We start from the raw sequence: 15994 nt of genomic DNA, 5'->3' as shown, positions 1-15994 counted from the left end.
GGGGTCTACTTCGCGGCCGGGGCGGTGACCTTGCCGTCCACCGGCTTGTACTTCATGCCCAGCTCGTTGAAGAGGAACGAGTAGACGTCCACCAGCTCCTCGATCTTCTCGCCCAGCGGCGTGCCCATGCCGTGGCCCATGTTGTTGGTGCGCAGCAGCACCGGCCGCTTCGAGCCCGTGGCCTCCTGCATCCGCGCCACCATCTTCCTCGAGTGGAATGGATCCACGCGCGGATCATTCTCCCCCGAGGTGAAGAGCACCGAGGGGTACTTCACCCCGTTCTTCACATGGTGGTACGGCGAATAGCCATACATCGCCTGGAACTGCTCGGGGTTCTTCACCGTGCCGTACTCGGGGATGTTGAACTGGCCGTTGGGCGTGAGCTCCACGCGCAGCATGTCGTAGATGCCCACGTGCGCGAGCACCGTGCGGTACATCTCCGGGTGCTGCGTGAGCGCCGCGCCCATCAGCAGGCCACCGTTGCTGCCGCCCTGGATGGCCAGGCGCTCGGGCTTCGTCCACTTCTGGTCCACCAGCAGCTTCGCGCACGCGTAGAAGTCGTCGAAGACGTTCTGCTTCTTCGTCAGCGAGCCGTGGGTGTGCCACTCCTCGCCGAACTCCGCGCCGCCGCGCAGGTTGGCGATGGCCACCACGCCGCCCTGCTCGATGAAGGCGAAGTTCATCGGGCTGAAGCCCGGCGACAGCGAGATGTTGAAGCCGCCGTACCCCGTGAGCAGGGTGGGGTTGTTGCCGTTCAGCTTCGTGCCCTGGGCGTGCAGGATGTTGAGCGGCACCTGGGTGCCGTCCTTCGAGGTGCACATCACCCGGTCCACCACCACGTTGCGGGTGTCCACGGGCGAGGTGCGGCCCAGCCCCGTCTTCGCCAGCTTCCCGTCCTTCGCCGAGTAGCGGTACACGGCGGAGGCCTCGGTGTAGCTGCTGGTGCCGAACAGCAGGTCATCCCCGCCCAGGTACACCGTGCCGCCCACGGAGGAGACGGGCGGGGTGGGCACCACGCCAACCTCCTTGCCGTCCAGGCCCAAAATGCGCATCCGCGTGGGGCCGCCGAGCTGCTCCACCACGTAGAGCCGGGTGGCCGTGGGGCGCACGCCCACGAGGGAGGCCTCGCCCTCGGGAACGAGGACCGTGGCCTTGTCCTGCGCGGGCGTGGCGAGCGGGATGCTCAGCAGCTTGCCGCGCGGCGCGTCCTTGCGCGCCAGCACGTACAGCACCTCCTTGCCGAACGTCGCGTCGGTGAGCTTGTCCTCGAACTTCGACAGCTGCGTCCAGGTGCCCTGCGGCCCGCGCAGGTAGAGCGCGTACTCGCCACCGTCGCCGTTGCCCAGGATGGCCAGCACGTGCTTGCCGTCCTCGGACGTCTCGAGCTGGTAGTTGGCGATGCGCGGCGCGTCCTTGCCCAGCTCGTAGGTGTCCTGGTCCGTGGGCGTGCCGAGCTTGTGGAAGTACACCTGCTGGTAGAAGTCCCGGTCCTCGGCCGGACGCTCCTCGCCGCGCGGGTAGCGCGTGTAGAAGAAGCCCGTGCCGTCTCCGTTCCACGTGAGGCCGCCGCCCGCCGTGCCGCCGTTCACCCGCGGCACCACCTCGCCGGGCAGCGCCTTGCCGGTGGCCACGTCGTACACGGTGACGTCACCGCTCTCCGTGCCATCCTTCGACAGCGACACCGCCACCTTCTTCCCGTCCAGCGAGGGCACGAAGAAGTCGATGGTGGTGTGGCCGCTCGGATCCAACTCCATCGGGTCCACCAGCACGCGGGCGGTGGAGGTGTCGTCCACCGAGGGCAGCACCACCAGCATGGACTGCTGCCGGGGCGGCTGGAACTTCAGGGCGAACATCACGCCACCGCGCTGCACCATTCCAAAGTGGGCGGCCGACTTGTGGGTGAGCAGCGAGGTGATGCGCGCGCGGATGGCGTCGCGCGAGGGCAGCTTGTCCAGCACCGCGCGCATGTGCGCCGTCTGCCCGTCCACCCACTTGCGGACCTCGGGGTCGTCGCTCTTCTCCATCCACTGGTACGGGTCGTCCACCTTCGTGCCGTGGTAGGTGTCCGCCACGGCCTTCTTCGTGGCCACGGGCGCCGGAGGCACGGCCCCCTTGGCTCCGGCCAGCGACGTGAGCGGCAGCATCAGCGACAGCGCGGCGATGGCCGGCTTGAGGCGTTGTTGCATCGAGTCCCTCGGGTTGGTTGAGGGCCCGTAGCCTGCCACGCGCCGCCGCCGTCCGCTCGTCTCCGCGCGTCGTGTCCGCTCCTGGGAGGCCATCCCATTTCCGGACAGCTTCACTGCCCGTCGTGGAGGCGAGCGGCCCTCTTCACGCGCGTCGCGAGGCCTTCTTCGCCGCGGGTTTCTTCGTCACGGATTCTTTCGCTCGGGCCTGCTTCGGCGTGGCCGTCTTCGCCTTCGCCTCCGCGGGAGCGGACTTCTTCTTCGCGGCCGGCTTCTTCTGCGCGGCGCGCAGTGAGGCCTCCACGGCACGGCGGGCCCAGGGCAGCAGCGCGTGCGCGTCGTCGCTCGCATCCGCCGGAGGCGTCCAGTACGACATGGTGACGGGCTTGCGGCCCTTACCCGCGTCGTAGACGAAGGGCTCGCTTCCCGCGGCCTCGAAGGCGGGGCGCGTGGTGTCGTCCGTCTTGAGGTAGAGCCGGTCCTCGATGATGAGGCCCATCATCCTTCCGGCGTGGTACAGGCCCCACCCACCGAACATGGCGCGCGCCTGCACGGGGCCCAGCGGCTCCAGCAACTCCAGCGTGTACTCCACGTAGCTGTCCATGCGCGCCATGCCGTGTCCTCCGTGTCACCCCATCATGGGGCCGATGTCGTCGCGGTGACCACGCCCTTGTTCACCGGAGGCGGGGCGTTGGCCACCACCGCCGTGTGCTCCAGCATCGCGTCCAGCTCGCTCCTCGGCAGCCACTGGCCGCGCACCATCACCCCGGCGATGTCCCGCGTGTGCTTCACGTCCTGGAGCGGGTTGGCCTCCAGCAGCAGCAGATCCGCGCGCCGGCCCTCGGCCACCGTGCCCCAGGTGCCCGCTTCACCGAGGTACTCCGCCGCGTTGCGCGTGGCCGCCTCCAGCACGCCGTAGGGCGGAATCCCCGCCGCCGCCAGCGCCTCCATCTCCCGGTGCACCGCGAAGCCCGCCACCATGAAGAGCTGCGGCGAGTCCGAGCCCACCAGCAGCTTCGCCCCCGCCGTGTACAGCTCCCGCGCCACCTGCCGCCGCAGCTCGGCGAACTGACGCTTGCGCCCGGCCGGGGCGCCCGTCATCTGCGAGTCATTGGCCAGCATCTGCGTCCACGCCTCCACGGACGCCTGCTTCGCGTAGCGCAGCTCCGGCCGCGTGCGCAGGGCCTCCACGCCCTCGGGGCTCGTCACCGTCTCGAAGAGCGCCAGCGTGGGCGAGCTCCACACGCCCGCCTTCCGCGTGGCCTCCGCCAGCGCGGGGATGCGCGCTGGCTCCATCCGCGCCAGGGGCTCGCCCACCTCCACCTGGCCTACCTCCATGCGCGCGCCGTCGTTCTCCGGCAGCAGCTCGTTCAGGTACCCATCCAGGTGCTCGAGCTGCTGCCCCGACTCCAGGGCATGGAAGAGGCCCACGTCTGGCGTCACGTGGCCGCTCACCGCGAGCCCCTGCGCACGCGCTTCGGCCATCATCGCGTCGTACGTCTCGCGGCCGAGCGAGCCGTGCGTCTTCAGCAGGTCATACCCGGCCGCCTTGTACTCGCGCACCCGCTGGCGTGCCTGCTCGGGGCCCTGCACGGACTTGCCGTGCAGGGACGGCGCGGCGACGCGCAGCGTGGGCCCGAGCACCTCGCCCCGAGCCACCCGGTCCCTCACCACCCGTGAGGTGTCCTTGGGGCCGCCCAGGGCCCGCGCCGAGGTGACGCCATTGGCCAGCAGCAGGGCGAGCACCTGTCCGGCGGGGTCCTCCGGCTGGCCCGTGCCCGGCACCAGGTGGAGGTGCATGTCGGCGAGCCCCGGCATCAGGTAGCGGCCCCGGCCCTCCACGCGCGCCGCGCCCGAGGGCACGGGCGTGGCGTCCACCGGGCCCAGGGCCACGATGCGCGCTCCGCGCACCACCACCGTCTGGTGGACGAGCAGGCGCTCGGAGTCCATGGGCACCACGTTCACGTCCACGAAGGCCACCGTGTCCTTCGCCGGGGGCTCCGCCTTCACGGAAGGGTGGGCCATGCCGCACCCTGTCATCCAGAGCGCCAGGCCCATGGCCACCGAGCGTGGCCGCCATGTCTCTCGCCGCATGTCGTGTGCTCCCCCTGTCCCGGGATGCCCGGGCGCGGCCCCAACATGCCTGCCTGCTGGCTTGTTCCCGGTGCCAGCGGGCGAGCAGCGAGGCCGGAAATGATTTGGAATAGTGCAAGGGGATTCCGTCGTTTTCGCGCGGCCTACCCATGATCCTGCCCACGCTCTTTCTTCTCGCTTCCGCTCCGGCAGTTCCCCCCGCTCGCAACACCGTGGCTCCCGAGATTGGCGTTCCCTTCGCTTGCGGCCGTGTGTTTCCGGTGAGCCAGGGGCACGACACGGGCAGCCACCTGCAGAACGACACGTACGCCTGGGATTTCCGCATGCCCGTGGGCACGCCCGTGGTGGCGGCCGAGGACGGCCTGGTGCGCATGGCGCGCGGGGACAGCACGCAGGGGGCGTGTGACCCGAAGATGGCGCAGTTCGCCAACTACGTCGTCGTCGCCCACGATGGCGGCCTGGAGACGCAGTACCTGCACTTCAGCGCCGTGGTGGTGAAGCCCGGCGAGCGCGTGCGCAAGGGACAGCTCCTGGGCTACTCGGGGAACACGGGCTGGTCCTGCGGCCCGCACCTGCACTTCAAGGTGGCCCGCGCGGTGGGCACCGGGTGGAACAACCCCTCCATTCCCGCGCTCATCTCCGGGTATGGGGATCCGGTGCGCGACACGCTCATCGCCGCGCCCGCGTGTGGGAAGAACCAGGACATGCCGGTGATGGCCGCGAACGATCCGCGCGCCAACGCGCCGCTCGCGCCCGCCACGGACGTGCTGCGCGAGGGCGAGCAGGCCGCCGGTGGTATTCCGTCCGGAGCCCGCTCCATCCTGGAGAAGGTCTCGCGCACGGCGTCCGAGAGCGCCCGTCAGCGCGAGCAGCAGCCCGAGGCGCGCGCCTCGGACGGTGCGGGCGGCTCCCGCTAGCGCGCTCCGTCAGCGGTCCGCCACGGGCGTGGCCGCGGGGAGCGTGAGCGCGAAGTCCCGCATCCAGAAGCTCAGCAGGGGCTGCTGCCCCGCGAGGCCGAGCGCGGCCAGGGGGCTGCTGTCGGGGATGGACCAGGAGCCCCGGAGCAGCCGGAGCGAGGTGGAGAAGGAGTCCTTCGTCTCGCAGACCTGACCGTGGATGGAATAGAGGTCCGGCAGGAGGAAAGGCAGCCGGGCACGGCGAGGCAGGCCGGGGAGGAGCTCGAAGCGAGCCTTCCCCAGGAGCCGCCCCCGCTCATCCCACGCGGCGCCGGAGAAGCCGCCGCCGGGAGGACTCCGGTCGAGCTCGAAGCGAGCCATCTCCTTGGGCAGGTTCCACAGCGCGCGTCCGCCGCGGAGGGACTGCTCGCTGTCCACCCAGATGAGAGGCGTGGCGGAGCCGTAGCGCCGGGCGCCCCGCTGCTTCACGACGATGCCCATGGCCAGCTCGCCGTAGGTCAGCATGCCGCCGGGCTCGTAGTCCACGAAGGCCCCGGTGACGAACATGCGGCCCGCGACGACGACGGGCTCGAAGACCGGATCCACCTGGAGCGAGCACCGGTGGACGGGCACGCTCCAGGCGGACATGTACACCTGCCCGCGCAGGGTCCACGGCGCGGGCGGGTAGTCGACGGGTGTTGCATGGGGAGAAGACGAAGGCTGGATGTCCATGGTGGTTCCCCTGAGAAGCTACACGGAGCCTGGCTGTTCCGCTTCAGCCTGTGATGCCGTGCATCATGCCACGATGCCTGTTCTTTTCTTTCGAGCGCCTGCTTCTAGGGCTTCTGGCAGGTTCCTCGCACCTCGCCATCTTTCTTACATTTCAAGCCCAGGCTGATATCGCAATCCCTGTCGCGTGTGCAGCCCATGTCTACTGGGCAGTCATAGGCGCGGCCTTGGTCCATTCCTTTTAGCTTGAAGTCGCTTGACTCTATCGATGAGATGATTGCCTTGTTGCCATAGCCCCCTTTGTCATCGTTTTTGAGTATGACTTTCTCGCCATCGTGATGCGCAGTGATTTTGAAGCCTCGGGGACCGCGGCTTGCATTGATGGCGTCCGTGATTTCGGAGGCCATTTCCGATTTTGAGTCGAAGTCGACAGGGGGGAAAAAAATTTGGCGGCGAGAGTCTACGGTTGGCTTGTCGCCTCTGTTGAATTCAAAAGTCAATCGCTTGAAGCCGTCGCTTATGGAAAGGATTTCGCCGTCGTTGATGAGAGTGCCGCGTATGGCGGTGATTTCTCCAATGGCGACGGCGGCGTCTTGAGCTTGCGTGCATGTGGCATTGCATGTGCCACATGAGTCCGTGTTGCCATCATCGCATGCCTCGTCCCCTTCTTTGTTGCCATCGCCGCAAATGATTGGCTTTTTCTTGCATGTGGTGAGGCAGTTTTCGGGATCGCTACGGAAGTCACACTCCTCGCCAGCGCTGGCGTTCACGATGCCGTCGCCGCATTCGGGCCGCGTGCAGTCGAGATCACAGACATCGGTTTCCTTTCCAGGGTCACATGTTTCAATGCGCGGCGCCTCGTGATCCTCGTGCCCATCGCCGCAGGTGGCCAGCGTGCAGTTGTTGAGGCAGTTGTCCTCATTGCTGTCATTGTCATCGTCGCACTGTTCCCCAGCGCTGGCGTTCACGATGCCGTCGCCGCATTCGGGCCGCGTGCAGTCGAGATCGCAAACGTCGGTTTCCTTTCCAGGGTCACATGCTTCAATGCGCGGCGCCTCGTGATCCTCGTATCCATCACCGCAGGTGGCTGACGTGCAGTTGTTGAGGCAGTTGTCCTCATTACTGTCGTTGCCATCGTCGCACTGTTCTCCGGCGCTGACATTGACGATGCCGTCGCCGCATCTGGGCCGCGTGCAGTCGAGGTCACAGTCGTGGGTCTCTCCTCCGGGATCACACTCCTCGACGTGCGGTTCCGTGCGATCTACATGTCCATCACCGCAGAGGGCTGGGATGCAGTCGTTGAGGCAGTTGTCCTCGTTGCTGTTGTTGCCGTCGTCGCACTTCTCCTCGGCATCGATGACTCCGTTGCCACAGGTCTCCTTGGAGCGGCATCCGATGCTGCATCCTCCTGGTGCCGCATTGTCGCCGTCGTCGCAGATCTCGCCCTTGATGGTGTCTACGAATCCGTTGTCGCACGTCTCATTGGACTCGCAGGTGCTGTTGCAACCGTCTCCATCATCCAGGTTGCCGTCGTCACATGCTTCTCCATTCTGGGTGATGCCGTCTCCGCAGTTGCCCTTGATGCATATCTGGTGGTCGGCGGAGCATCTGTACCCGGCGGGGCATGCGAGGTCGGGTCCACAATCCACGCTCGTAGGCTTGAGGCAGGACTGGAGTGGCAGGGCCAGGAATGCCACCGCGAGGATGGGAACGAGGCCAGGACGAACAGCGGTGGGGTTTTCTCGTCGCATCGTGCACCTCAGAATCGGAAGATGGCCAGGACGCCGTTGGTGCCGCCGAGGAGGGGAATGAGGTTCACCGTCTCCTCTTTCTGGCCCGGGTCCATGGAGATTGGCTGGGGCTGATTGAGGTAGAGCAGCACGGCGCCAGTGACGAGCGCTGCTCCACCCAGGCCATAGGCGCCAAACGCAGTTCGCTGCAGGGTGTCTCCCCTCGCTCGTGTAGCCGCGAGACCGTCAGGTTTTGGGTCACAGCCTCCGCACTGCAGGATACCGGTATCAAAGACGCTGTAATCCTTGCTGGTCTGCTGGTGCAGAAGACCACCGCCCGCAGCCATGGCCACGCCGGAACCCATCACGGCCCAGGGCATCCAAGCGGGCCACCGCCTCTTGTACTCGATGAGGTACGGCTTCAGCTCGAGAGTCACCTTCTCCCCGGGCATCAATGCTCGGCTCTTGTCCGAGGTCATATAGCCCTTCTTGAAGGCGAGGATGCTGTGGGCCCCGGCACGTACCAGTCCCTGGTACTTTCCAGGCGCTTCGAAGAGCACCTGGCCATCCAACGTCACCTGGGCTCCGGGTTCATCGCAGGAGAGGGTCAGCCGTACGAGCTGCGCATCCAGGAGTTCCTTGTACTGGGTGGCGCTCCCGAACTTGTCTTTCCCTAGAGGCTCCGGCCCGTAGTGCATCGCCGATGTCAGGTGCTCGTGGGCCTCGATGGGCTGGTTGAGCTTCATCAGTGCCAGCGCGAGATTGTAGTGGATGGCCGGGTGGTTCCAGTGACGCAGGGCCTTGACGTACTTTTCAGTGGCTGCGGCGAAGATGGACTCGCTCAGCGCGGCGTTTCCCTCGTAGAACAGCTCGCGCGCGGTCTTCTGGTCCTCCTGACTGACACCTTGGGCCCAGTGGCTCGCCCCACCCACGAGTTGTTGGGTCTGCGCGGTCGCCCCATTTGTCCACAGCGCGAGCACGGTCACCACGATGCCAAGACCAAGTCTGGTCTTTCTCCTGAGGTTTCTCATGGTCACCCTCGATTCAGTCCTTCAATTCCTTGATGAACTCGCCGATGTCCCGCTCCAGCTCTTCGACGCGTTTCTTTTCGCGTTGCAGCAGCCTCTGGGCCTCATCCCTGGCCCGGCGCGCCTCCAGGGCCATCTCTTCGGCGCGTTTCTTGGCGGCTTTGGCCCGCAGCTGAGCCAACCTGGCGCTCCTCAGCGCTGACTTCAGCTTGCTGTTCGACCCGAGCAGGTTCTTGTTGGCTCGCTCCAGCTGTTCACTGAACTCCTCCGCCTCCTGCTGCGCCTTCAGGCGCTCCAGCTCCTTGGTCTGGACCTCGGCGAGACGCTGTTTGGCCTGCGACTCGGCCTCGCGTGCCGTTGCCTCGGCCTCGCGCGCCATGATCTCCGCCTTGCGCGACACCGCCTCGGCTGCTTGTGCTACCTCCGCCTGGCGCTCGGCCTCCTGCTGTGAGGTGCGGATGATCACCAGCGCCACCGCCGCGGCGATGACCAGCAGCACCAGGAATACCGTGGAGCCAACCACCAGCGCCCGCTTCAGCCGCGTGGACCGGACCTCCTGGGCGAACACCGCCTCGAGGAAGTCTCGCTGCAACTGCGGCAGCTCCCCCCTGTACCTGCGCTGGAAGCGCCGGGCCTCCTCCACCATCTCGCCGCGCCACAGCAGGTTGCCGTCGAAGTTCTTCGCCTGCCATTGCCGGGTCGCGTTGCGCAGCTGCTCCAGGAAGCCCGCGTCCTCCTGGCCCTCGTCCAGCCAGCGCTTCAGTGTGGGCCAGCTGTGGATGAGCGACTCGTGGACGAGCTCCACCGTCGCGCCCGTGGCCCCGCCTCCCGTCTGCACCACCAGCAGGCGCGCCTGCACCAGGTGGTCGATGAGCCGCTGCATCTCCCCCGTGTCCTTCGTCAGCTCACGCAGCTCGTCCGCCGACACCAGCGCGCGGGTGCGCTCGGGCGTCACCAGCCGCAGGAAGAGCGCGCGCACCAGCGTCCGCTCCTGCGTGGTCATCCCCGTGAGCACGCTGTCGGCATGGCTCGCGAGCGCCCCCGCGATTCCTCCAATGGCCGCGTAGGCGCTCGTCGTGAGCAGCTTGCGCGCCGGGTCCCTCGACTCCCACAGCTGCGTGGCGGCGAACTGGAGCAGCGGCAGCGCGCCCTGGGTCGACTCCAGGTGCTCCAGCATGTTGTCCACCATCGCCGGTGACTCGAACCGGTAGCCCGCCCGCTCCGCCGGTTGCACCAGTGCGTCCCGCAACCCCTCCCGGTTCGGCGGCGTGAGGAAGTAGAGGCCCTGGCTCAGCTCCGCCATGAAGCCCTCGTCCTCGGGCACCCGGTCCAGGAAGTCCGAGCGGATGGAGAGCACCACCCGGATCGGCGAGGTCGCGTCATCCGCGATGCCCGACAGGCACGCCGTGAACGCCAGCCGCTCCTTCGCATCCGGCACCAGCGTGTACAGTTCCTCGAACTGGTCCACGAACAGCAGGATGTGGTGCTGCGTCCGCCTCGCCCGGCTGCGCAGCACGTTGCCTACGTAGCCGGGCTCGTTGCGCAGGTGCTCGATGAGGAGCTTCTGCTCCTTCAAGTCCTGCTCCACCGAGTCCGACGAGCTCACCAGCGGCGCCATCATGTTCGCCAGCGCCGACAGCGGATTGCGGCCGGGCCGGATGACCAGCGCCTCCCACGGTGTCCCCGAGCGCTTGAGCACAGGCACCAGGCCCGCGCGCACGAACGACGACTTGCCCGTTCCCGAGGGTCCCACCACCGCCAGCAGCGGCCGGTCGTGGATGCGGTTCACCAGCGCGGCGATCTCCCGCGTGCGGCCGAAGAAGCGGTCCGCGTCCGCCTCCTGGAAGGAGCTGAGGCCCGCGTACGGGCTCTCGTCGATGCGCTGCTCGCGGTTGTAGCGGCCGGGCAGGAAGGGCTCCAGGGCGCGCAGCAGCGACAGCGCATCCGGGAAGCGCTCCTCCTTGTGCTTGAGCAGGCACCGGTCGACGATGGCCGCCAGCTCCGGCGGAGCGTCCGGTATCACCTCGCGCAGGCGCGGCATCGGCTCGTCGAGCAGCGCCGTCACCGCCAGCTGCGGTCCCCCCATGCTGCCCAGCGGGTGCTGCGCCGCCAGCATCCGGAACAGCATGATGCCCACCGCCCAGATGTCCGTGCGGTGATCGATGGCCACCCCGTTGCCCCACTGCTCCGGGGACATGTACGCCATGGTCCCCAGGATGGCGCCGCGGCGGGTGAGCTCCTCGCCATCCTCCTCGATGAGCCCCACGAAGGTGTCCGTGGCGGCCCCCACCGAGGGCTCCTCGCCCTGGAGCACCTTGGCGATGCCGAAGTCCAGCACCTTGATGGCGCCCGAGTCCGTCACCAGGATGTTCTCCGGTTTGAGGTCCCGGTGGACGATTCCCTGCTCGTGGGCGCACGCCAGCGCCCGCACCACCGGCACCATCAACTCCACCGCGCGCGAGGGCGGCAGGCGCTGGCCGGCGATGAGCTTCTTCATCGGCTGGCCCTGGAGGTACTCCAGCACCATGAAGGGGCTGCCCTGGTGCTCGCCCACCTCGTAGATGATGACGATGTTCTCGTGGCTGCACCGCGCCGTGGCCCGCGCCTCGAGGATGAAGCGTTTGGTGAGATCCGGGTCCTCGGTGTGCAGGAACTTGATGGCCACGCGCCGGCCCAGCCGCGTGTCACGCGCCAGGAAGACGGTGCCCATGCCGCCGCTGCCCAGCTCGCGGATGAGCTCGTAATGCTGGATGCGCGTGCCCGGTGCGAGCCCCCCCTCCAGGGACACCGGCTCCAGGCCCGTGCGCGTGGTGCGCAGGGCACTGCTCGCGTGCTTGCTCATGTCTGGCCAACCCCCCGAGGCGGCATTCCCAGACGGGAACGCACGCTTCCTGCCGCATCGGCCTCGTGCCGGCCGATGCCCTGAATGTGAGATGGAGTGCCGGGGATGCTGCTCCTGCCCGGGCTGTCAGTGAATGCGGGAGCGGCGTGCTTCAGCGGGCTCGCACATGGGATGTCCCTCTTCTGGCTTTACCGGCCTCCCAGCCGCCCATCCCCATCCACCTGCACCCCAGGGAGCCTTCCGTGTCCGTTGTGGGGCAACACTCCCGACATGATGGGCACGGTTGCTTCCTCGCCTATCCCCGTCCGCGGTACAGGAACAGTGTTGACCGTAACAACATCCCCATGAAGCGTCCGGGCACGGCCCACGACATGGCCGACGCGGCCTTCTTCCTGGCCACGTGCGACTACGCCACCGGCATGGTGCTCGACGTGGACGGAGGCTGGACGGCGGTGTGAGCCGTCCGGGTGAGGGCGAGCAGGGCGCGGGCGGCCTCGCGCGGGGGACGCAGGCTGTCCTGCACCGTCTCTCCCAGCCGGGTGCCGAGCGCGCCCAGCCGCGTGAGGAAGTGCTCGAGGCCCGCGCGGCGCACGCCCCGGGTGGTGCCCGCGAGGCTCGCCGAGGCCAGCAGCGCCCCGGCCCCCGCCAGCAGGGCGAAGAGGGCTCCCGCGTTGAGGAAGTAGTCCAGGCCGAGCAGCGGGCCCTCGACGTACGCGCGCACCACGCGGTAGCCCACGTGCCCCAGCAGCGCGAGCAGGGGCAGGTTGATGAGCGGCAGCAGCAGCCAGCGCGCCGTGCGCCACCAGCGGGCCACCGTCTCTCCCACCGCCGTGGTGACGGTGTAACGCCAGGCGCTCGCCCGCGCGGACTTCAGCTCCGCCAGCACCAGGTCCACGTCCGGCAGGCCCAGGGACTCCGGGGACAGGCCGCTCGCGTGCGCGAGGCTCCGGGCCTCCGTCAGCGCGGCGCGCGCCGCTGCCTCCACCGCGATGTCGTCCTCGAAGGGCTCCACCACCGCCGTCTCCGCCGCGCGGGCCCGCGTCTTGTCCCGCACCGCGTCCAGCACCGTGGAGGTGGCCGCCACCGCCAGTCCCACCGGCAGGCTGCGCCGCGCGAGCAGCGTCGCCGCGCCCAGGCCTCCCGCCCCCACGTACGACAGCCGCATGCCCCATGCCGCCGGGCCCCAGAAGCGCCCCGCCGCCTGGGTGCGCACCTCCGAGGCCAGGTGGCCCTGCGCCAGCTCCAGCCGCGCCTCGAAGTCCGTCCTCAGTCCCTCCGAGGTGCGCGCCAGGCCCGACTCCAGCGCCGTGCGCGTCCGGGCCAGCGTGTCCTCCGTCTCCTTCAGTGCCGCCTCCACCCGTGAGGCCAGCTCCTCCAGCGCGCCCCGGGCGTTGGAGCGCCGCACCCGCTCGGCCACCGCCTGCGTGCCCAGGGACTTGAGGTGGAAGAGGAAGGCGCCGAACTCGCCAGAGGGGTCCTGTCCCCGCTGCGCCGCCCGGCCGCTGATGGCGAAGACGGGCACCGACTCCAGCGCCAGCCCGTACTGCTCCGCGGCCAGCCGGCGCGCCTGGGACTTGAGGGCCTCGCGCGAGTCGGCCGACAGCTCGTCCGCGAAGTTGATGAGGAACACGAGCGCGCGGCGCCGGGCGAAGCCGGCGAGGAACTCGGCCTGGGTGGCCTCGGCCACGCTGCCCCGGTGCATCACCACCAGCGCCACGTCCGCGCGCTCCAGGGCCGCGCGCGCCACCTCGCGGTGCACGGTGGCCACGCTGTTGAGGTCCGGCGTGTCGATGAACACCTGGCCGCTCCACATGCCCCGCGGGCCCGGCGTGTAGCGCACCACCCGGGCGCCCACCTGGGCCAGGTCCTCCAGCCCGGCGCCCTCGGGGGCGAAGACGGTGGCGGCGGTGCTGGTGGGCCGGTCCTCTCCTTCTCGCGCGAGCGCCTGTCCGGCCAGGGCATTGAGCAGGGTGGACTTGCCCGCGCCGGTGGCGCCCACCAGGGCCACGGTGAGGGGCGCGTCCTTGCGCTCCAGGCCGCGCGCGTAGTCCTGGCGCAGCCGCTCGAGCCGGGCCGCCTGGGGCTTCAGCGAGGGCAGGGCCAGCGCGGCGGAGAGCAGCGGTTGGAGCGCGTCGGGGTCGGGCAGGGTGTCGGGCGGGGTGTTCACGGGCCCAAGACTCGCCAAGGCGTGCGCCGGTGCACAGTCCAAAGCGTCGGCACCTTTCCTTCAGTGGGCACTCGTATCCTCTGGGCAACTCGTCTTCCGGGGACGCCCTCATGGTGAAGAGCCGTGTACCTCCCAGCCGTGGGAGCGCTGTCGGCAGCGGTGCGGGCTCGTTGCTCCTGGCGCTGATGGCGCTGGTGCTGCTGGGGGTGTGGGCCCGAGACCGGCCCGGTGCGCGACATGGTGACCTGGGAGCGGCTGTGCCGGGCCACGATGCGCGCGGCCTCCAGAAGAGCCGCGACTTCTCGGGGATGGACTATGGCGCGGTGCGAGCACAGATGATCGCGGACGCGAGGGCGGCCCTGGCGTACTACGGCGAGACGCTGAACATCCGCCGTCCTGGGCTCGAGGGCCGAGTGAAGGTGCGGCGGGTCCGCCTCATCTACGAGGGCGGCGCGCTCAAGCCCAGGGATGAGCGCATCATGAGGGAGGCCTTGCACGCCACCAAGGCGACAGTCCCAGGAGTGGAGGTGCTGTTCCGATGAAGGTGCTGAGCGTGCATGACTTGAAGCCGGAGGACAGCCTGCTGCTCACGTTCGAAGGGGCCAGCAAGCCACGGATCGCGTTGAAGAAAAGGCTGGAGCCATTCCTGGATGCATTCGAGAAGAACGCCGAGGGGTGGATGCCGGACGTTGTCAATGGCAAGCGGCAGCGAAAATACTCCCGTCCCTCCTTCTTCCAAGCCCTGGAAGAGCGGCGAGAGGGAAACCACACGTTCATCGGGCTCTACCGCACGGAGTGGCCCGCCCTGGACGGTTGCTTCGACCTCTGGCTCTCACGCAAGCCTCCCGGACTGGAGGTCTTCCTCCGCGTGCAGCCGCTCTCCTTCTTCGCGGATGAGCAGCGCTGCCTGCACTTCGTGGAGATGGTGCGTGCGTGGGCCTCTCATTACCCGGTTTCCCATGCCGTGGCCCACAGCGATGCGGACAGGGTGCTGGCGGGAGATCCTCGCTTCGGCCGTGATGAGCAGACCTACTTCCGAGACGGTTTCGACAAAATCTACGAGGTGTTCTGGCTGAACGTCTTCGGCCCCCGACTGGTGGAGGAGGTGGGCCGCGAGCGCATGCTGTCCACGCCGGCATGGCGGGTGGAGGAATTGCCCAATGGTTGCGTGCTGCTGGTGACCTGGCCCACGGCGGCGGACTTCGCCAGCGAGGAAGCCCGCATGGCCCAGGCCCGGGCACATGCCCACCTGCGGCCGGACCTCGGCTTCGACACCGTGCTGCGCACCCTGCGCGAGCGCAGTGCCACGCTGGCCCCCGTGGAGCCGCGCTTTCCTCCGGACCTGGCTCCGTTGCTCTCGCGCGTGGTGGACGCGGCGGCCGTCCACGAGCGCCAGCGCACCATCGCCGGGCTCAACGCCTGGCGGCCGCCCGAGCCCGAGGAGTGGCTGCCCCTGGACGCCGCCCTGCCCCCGGACGTGGCGGACCCGGAGCGCGTGCTCGAGCAATACCGCCTCCACGCCGAGCACCTGGTGGCGCTGCTGCACACCCCGGTGCCCTCCGTCTTCAAGGCCACCCCCGAGTCGCTCACGGACGTGGACGCCTACTTCTGGCGCGACGACTTCACCCGGGGGCGCTCGAGGGAAGCCATCGACGAGCACCTGGTGCCCGCCGTGGGGGCCTACCTGGGCGAGGTGTTGGTGGAGCACCTGGACGGGCGGTGGATTCCGCGCAAGAAGCTCATGGAGGCCCAGGTGCTCGCCGGGGGCCGGGTCTGGTTGCCGATGAAGCGCGCCTGGCGCTACCTGCGCTCCCGCCAGTCGCTGCTGGATTACTCCCTCACCCAGCTCTACCGCGAGGCCGAGCGCCACCGCTCCTGAGTCCGCCGGCAAACGCACGAAGGGCCATCCTCGAGTGGTGGAAAGGACGGGGCCCCAGCCGGGCTGCGTGACCTGATACGTTGAGGTCCTCCGAGGTAAGCCCCGCGTGTCCACACATCCGCCCGTCCCCAGTCCCGAGCACCCCATTGTCCGCGGCGTGGTGGCCGCCCTGCTTCCGCCCGATGACACGCCGCCGCTGCCGGTGGGCACCCGCATTGGCGGAGACGTGGTGGAGGGGGTGCTGGGCCGTGGCGGCTTCGCCACGGTGTACCGGGTGCGCAGCCAAAGCGGCTACGTGTCCGCCCTCAAGGTGCTGCCCCTGGACCAGGGCCCCGAGCGGGCCGAGCGCGCCTGGCGGGAGATGGCGCTGGGCGCGCGCCTGAACCACCCCAACCTCGTGCGCCAGTTGGGCGCGGGGCAGTGGCCCCTGGAGAACCCGCGCTACC

At 68.7% G+C, this 15994-nt stretch carries 11 protein-coding genes and 1 pseudogene; 4 read left to right on the top strand and 8 right to left on the bottom strand.

All coding sequences use genetic code 11. The features are described 5' to 3' along the window. Nucleotides 1–5: 5 nt before the first annotated feature. From AC16DP_RS33550 to AC16DP_RS33540, 3 genes are all read right to left on the bottom strand, one after another. Nucleotides 6–2186, bottom strand: a complete 2181-nt coding sequence (locus AC16DP_RS33550; RefSeq protein WP_329730040.1) for a prolyl oligopeptidase family serine peptidase — start codon at nt 2184–2186, stop codon at nt 6–8. Nucleotides 2187–2328: 142 nt separating this feature from the next. Then, nucleotides 2329–2796: a TfoX/Sxy family protein gene (locus AC16DP_RS33545; RefSeq protein ID WP_329730039.1), complete on the bottom strand. Its 468-nt coding sequence runs from the start codon at nt 2794–2796 to the stop codon at nt 2329–2331. Nucleotides 2797–2819: 23 nt separating this feature from the next. Continuing rightward, nucleotides 2820–4277, bottom strand: a complete 1458-nt coding sequence (locus AC16DP_RS33540) for an amidohydrolase family protein (protein WP_329730038.1) — start codon at nt 4275–4277, stop codon at nt 2820–2822. Between the two features lie 260 nt (nt 4278–4537). Here AC16DP_RS33540 and AC16DP_RS33535 point away from each other — a divergent pair, with 260 nt between their 5' ends. Beyond that, nucleotides 4538–5194 (top strand): M23 family metallopeptidase, encoded by a 657-nt coding sequence (locus AC16DP_RS33535; RefSeq protein ID WP_329730037.1) that lies wholly within the window; start codon nt 4538–4540, stop codon nt 5192–5194. A gap of 9 nt (nt 5195–5203) precedes the next feature. Here the strand turns inward: AC16DP_RS33535 and AC16DP_RS33530 are convergent, their stop codons facing one another. The 5 genes from AC16DP_RS33530 to AC16DP_RS33510 all read right to left on the bottom strand — a co-directional run bounded on the left by AC16DP_RS33530 (nt 5204) and on the right by AC16DP_RS33510 (nt 13669). Continuing rightward, complete coding sequence (locus AC16DP_RS33530; protein WP_329730036.1) at nt 5204–5905, bottom strand: acetoacetate decarboxylase family protein; 702 nt, start codon at nt 5903–5905, stop codon at nt 5204–5206. A gap of 104 nt (nt 5906–6009) precedes the next feature. After that, nucleotides 6010–7653 (bottom strand): DUF4215 domain-containing protein, encoded by a 1644-nt coding sequence (locus tag AC16DP_RS33525; RefSeq protein ID WP_329730035.1) that lies wholly within the window; start codon nt 7651–7653, stop codon nt 6010–6012. An 8-nt stretch (nt 7654–7661) separates the two neighbouring features. Beyond that, nucleotides 7662–8663: a tetratricopeptide repeat protein gene (locus AC16DP_RS33520; protein ID WP_329730034.1), complete on the bottom strand. Its 1002-nt coding sequence runs from the start codon at nt 8661–8663 to the stop codon at nt 7662–7664. A gap of 13 nt (nt 8664–8676) precedes the next feature. Continuing rightward, nucleotides 8677–11502, bottom strand: a complete 2826-nt coding sequence (locus AC16DP_RS33515) for a serine/threonine-protein kinase (protein WP_329730033.1) — start codon at nt 11500–11502, stop codon at nt 8677–8679. Nucleotides 11503–11908: 406 nt separating this feature from the next. Then, nucleotides 11909–13669: a GTPase gene (locus AC16DP_RS33510; RefSeq protein WP_329730032.1), complete on the bottom strand. Its 1761-nt coding sequence runs from the start codon at nt 13667–13669 to the stop codon at nt 11909–11911. A gap of 110 nt (nt 13670–13779) precedes the next feature. Here AC16DP_RS33510 and AC16DP_RS33505 point away from each other — a divergent pair, with 110 nt between their 5' ends. The 3 genes and pseudogenes from AC16DP_RS33505 to AC16DP_RS33495 form a co-directional block, all read left to right on the top strand. Further along, nucleotides 13780–14211: a hypothetical protein gene (locus AC16DP_RS33505; protein WP_329730031.1), complete on the top strand. Its 432-nt coding sequence runs from the start codon at nt 13780–13782 to the stop codon at nt 14209–14211. Then, nucleotides 14208–15548: a hypothetical protein gene (locus AC16DP_RS33500; protein WP_329730030.1), complete on the top strand. Its 1341-nt coding sequence runs from the start codon at nt 14208–14210 to the stop codon at nt 15546–15548. The genes AC16DP_RS33505 and AC16DP_RS33500 overlap by 4 nt, the downstream gene beginning before the upstream one ends. A gap of 106 nt (nt 15549–15654) precedes the next feature. Next, nucleotides 15655–15994, top strand: a pseudogene (locus AC16DP_RS33495) (hypothetical protein); the annotation flags it as partial.

The sequence above is a fragment of the Archangium sp. genome (genome assembly GCF_057119385.1).
The sequence above is the reverse complement of the archived record's forward strand: the minus strand, read 5'-3'. Positions and strand labels throughout refer to the sequence as shown.

Coding starts and splice junctions, on each gene's coding strand:
- AC16DP_RS33550 (WP_329730040.1), bottom strand. CDS start 2,186: ATGCAACAACGCCTCAAGCCGGCCATCGCCGCGCTGTCGCTGATGCTG.
- AC16DP_RS33545 (WP_329730039.1), bottom strand. CDS start 2,796: ATGGCGCGCATGGACAGCTACGTGGAGTACACGCTGGAGTTGCTGGAG.
- AC16DP_RS33540 (WP_329730038.1), bottom strand. CDS start 4,277: ATGCGGCGAGAGACATGGCGGCCACGCTCGGTGGCCATGGGCCTGGCG.
- AC16DP_RS33530 (WP_329730036.1), bottom strand. CDS start 5,905: ATGGACATCCAGCCTTCGTCTTCTCCCCATGCAACACCCGTCGACTAC.
- AC16DP_RS33525 (WP_329730035.1), bottom strand. CDS start 7,653: ATGCGACGAGAAAACCCCACCGCTGTTCGTCCTGGCCTCGTTCCCATC.
- AC16DP_RS33520 (WP_329730034.1), bottom strand. CDS start 8,663: ATGAGAAACCTCAGGAGAAAGACCAGACTTGGTCTTGGCATCGTGGTG.
- AC16DP_RS33515 (WP_329730033.1), bottom strand. CDS start 11,502: ATGAGCAAGCACGCGAGCAGTGCCCTGCGCACCACGCGCACGGGCCTG.
- AC16DP_RS33505 (WP_329730031.1), top strand. CDS start 13,780: ATGGTGAAGAGCCGTGTACCTCCCAGCCGTGGGAGCGCTGTCGGCAGC.
- AC16DP_RS33500 (WP_329730030.1), top strand. CDS start 14,208: ATGAAGGTGCTGAGCGTGCATGACTTGAAGCCGGAGGACAGCCTGCTG.